Source organism: Methylobacterium sp. J-048 (assembly GCF_022829515.1).
Taxonomy (GTDB): Bacteria; Pseudomonadota; Alphaproteobacteria; order Rhizobiales; family Beijerinckiaceae; genus Methylobacterium.
This window is the reverse complement of sequence record NZ_JAKSYL010000064.1, coordinates 1-2,243: the sequence shown is the minus strand read 5'-3', so window position 1 is coordinate 2,243 and position 2,243 is coordinate 1. Positions and strand designations below refer to the sequence as shown.

The 2,243-nt window shown below is 63.4% G+C and carries 2 protein-coding genes; one reads left to right on the top strand and one right to left on the bottom strand.

Annotated elements, in window-relative coordinates; all coding sequences use genetic code 11:
- The coding region (locus MKL09_RS03630) for a DUF3597 family protein (RefSeq protein ID WP_244018044.1) at positions 1-122 on the top strand (122 nt) is incomplete at its 5' end.
- Positions 123-549: 427 nt separating this feature from the next.
- Here MKL09_RS03630 and MKL09_RS03625 read toward each other — a convergent pair.
- Complete coding sequence (locus tag MKL09_RS03625) at positions 550-2,091, bottom strand: sensor domain-containing diguanylate cyclase (protein ID WP_244018042.1); 1,542 nt, start codon at positions 2,089-2,091, stop codon at positions 550-552.
- Positions 2,092-2,243 lie beyond the last annotated feature (152 nt).

Here is a 2,243-nt window from a genome sequence, read left to right as displayed (position 1 = left end):
AACTGCACTACACCGGCGACAAGGACGACTCGGCTACGATGAACGTCTGGCTGCACAAGCAGGTGGTTCAGAAGCTCGCCGAGAACGGCGGCAAAGTCCCCTCTGATATGCAGCACACTTAAGGCAGTAGCAGTAGTGGGGTGATGTGCGGGGGCTGTTAACCACCCCGTCTCACCATACCCGCAGCGACCGGCCGTGAGCCGAGCGCCGGCGGAGCAACACCGAGGTCTTCCCCCCTCGATACTCGGTGCGGCCTCTCCGGCGCAGTCGCGCTAAGGCCCAGGCTGATAGTCATGCCGACGCGGCGACAGCCTCCCTAGCGCCTGCTACAGGACCCTCTCTTCCCGTCAGTGCGCCCGAGGCGTTCGCGACACCGCAAAGCGTGCGGCGGGCAAGCTCGCGACGACAGGCGTTCTCCGGGCCAGTTCCCCGCAGGGCGCCCGTGAAGCCTCGGCCGGGCAGTCGCGTGAGGGTCGGTGCGACGGGGGAACTGAACACCGCAGGCGCCGGCCCATGGCCAAACTCAACGGCTGGAGACTTCTGCTGCGTCTACGAGGTGCACACGAGTTTCAGTCTGGGTGGGATTGCCGGAACGCACTGCTGTCCCGCACAACGGGTCTGATTGCGACCACTTGTTTTGGCTTCGTAGAGTGCGGCATCGGCGAGACGATACAAATCCGCAAGCGCAGATAATGCCGTGCCGTTCGGCGCGCCGGCGGCGAGCCCTATGCTGACCGTGATAACCCCAGCCGTGATGCCAGCTGATCCGATCGCCAGGGTCGATACCTCGGTGTGAACCTTCTCCGCGATGCGAAGAGCCCCTGCCTCGTCCGTATTTGGCAGGAGAATAGCAAACTCCTCGCCGCCGACCCGGCAGACGAGGTCGTTAGGCCGGTGCACACTGGCCGAAAGGCAGCGTGCCAAACCTTGCAGGACCTCATCCCCGACCTGGTGGCCATAGCGGTCGTTGAAGCGTTTGAAGTGATCGGCGTCGACGATGAGCAGCGACAGCGACTTGCTGTTGTGTCGGGCGCTTTCCCAGGCCCGGGCACCGGCGTGCTCGAAGGCTCTGCGATTGGGAAGACGGGTCAAGGTGTCGGTCAGCGACAGCCTTTCGAGCTCGCTCTGCATCGCTTCACGGCGGTGCAGTTCGCGCCCAAACAGAAGCGACAGGGCGATCGTGACACCGCAGAGCACCAGCACGATGCCGCCGATGACGAGGGCCTTCACGCGCCACTCCGCCTCGATCTCGTCGGTCGATAAGGCGATGTTAAGGATCAGCGGCAAGTCGCCGACGCGCGTGAAGGTGTAGTGCCGCTCGATGCCGTCCCGGACCGAGGTATGGACGAAGCTGCCGCTGTTCTGACGCAAGAACCCTTGGAAGGTTGGGGCGCCAGCGATGTTGGCGCCAATGTCGGCCTCGACGAAGGGCTGGCGCATCACCCGTGTGCCGTCGCGCAGGTACAGGTTGATCGCGCCGTCCCGCCCGAGCGCGATCTGACTGAACAGCCGCGTGAAGTAGGACAGCTTCACGCTGCCCAGAACCACGCCCCCGAAGGTGCCGTCGGGTTTGTTGATGCGGCGGCTGAAGGGCAGCATCCGTTCCCCGGTCAGGCGCGAGACGATCGGACGCCCGATGTGAAGGCCGAGGCCGGCCCGCCCTTTATGGACCTGGAAGTACTCGCGATCCGAGTAGTGGCCCTTGCGCGGTGGGACGGCATCGATGTCGGCGACGATGCCGCCGTGCTCATCGATGACGATCATCACCCCCATGTCGCGGGCGGTGGCGGCGCGATCGAACAGGATGAGCTGGCGTAGCTCCGGAGTTAGTTCTGCGAGCCCTGGCGTCCTAAGGTTGTCGACCGCGGCTTGGATCGAGAGATCATACATCTCGACGTTGCGGGCTACGTCGCGCTCTAGGACCTGCAAGAGGTTTCTGGATGTCTGCTCGGCCTTATCCCAAGCGTCCTGCCGCAGATCCAGCAGCATTATGCCGGATGCAGCCAGCATGCCGACTGGAGCCAGTACGCCGAGTGCGATCCAAGTGCGGGCAGAGCGGAACGGACGAACCAGCCGGGGAAGCAGAGACATCGCGTACCTTGCTGTATTCCCTCCGCATCCAACCGTGGCATGCCAAGCCTTAAGCGATCGTTACCTCGACGGATGACCGTGCCTTCCTCGTTATCGGACAACCGAAACGGTATCGTTGCCGATATTTCCAAAACAGATGGCTTCGATCTTGG

Coding starts and splice junctions, on each gene's coding strand:
- MKL09_RS03625 (WP_244018042.1), bottom strand. CDS start 2,091: ATGTCTCTGCTTCCCCGGCTGGTTCGTCCGTTCCGCTCTGCCCGCACT.